Below are 681 nucleotides of genomic sequence, written 5' to 3' on the forward strand. Positions count from 1 at the left end.
GCCGAGCGCGCTGTCTCGCGCCGAGCGCGCTGTCTCGCCCGACAGCCTGCGCGCCATCCTGTCGGAACTCGGCTTGCCTGCCTACAGCGATTCCGCCCTGCGCAATTCGCTTTCCATGGTGGAGAGCGGCGTCAACGCGACCGCCACCTCGCGCTTCACCACCGCCCGCGTCGGTCAACCGGTCAGCCTGCCGCTCAACGTAGCCGGCGGAAGCAGCATCGAGATCGCCTTGGAAGGCGGCGCGCACCGCGTCGTCACCTCGCTGGACGGCTATGACGGCGCTCTGACGCTGCCGGCCTTCGTCGAGCCGGGCTATCACACAGTCAGAACCACCGAGGGCGACTTCACCGTCGCGACCGCGCCGGAACGCTGCATCACCTTCGCCGACCTCAACGAGGGTGCGCCCGGCTGGGGGCTGGCGGCCCAAATCTATTCGCTCCGCAGCCGCGACGATGGCGGTATCGGCAATTTCGCCGGTGTCGCGCAACTCGGCCGCAGCGCCGCAATGCTGGGAGCCGACGCACTCGCGATCAGCCCGGTCCATGCGCTCTATGGTGCGGAGCCTGGGCATTTCAGCCCCTATTCGCCCTCGACCCGGCTGTTCTTCAACCCGCTCCACGCCGACCCCTGTGCGGCGCTGCCGGACACGCTGATCCGTGACACGATCGCGAAAGCCGGGCT

At 68.7% G+C, this 681-nt stretch carries 1 protein-coding gene; it reads left to right on the forward strand.

Features of this window, described 5'->3' with window-relative positions; all coding sequences use genetic code 11:
• A partial coding sequence (locus AC1DZY_RS26640; RefSeq protein WP_476823169.1) for a 4-alpha-glucanotransferase occupies nt 1–681 on the forward strand: 681 nt, incomplete at both ends.

The sequence above is a fragment of the Allobosea sp. P2_A10 genome, from assembly GCF_056405115.1.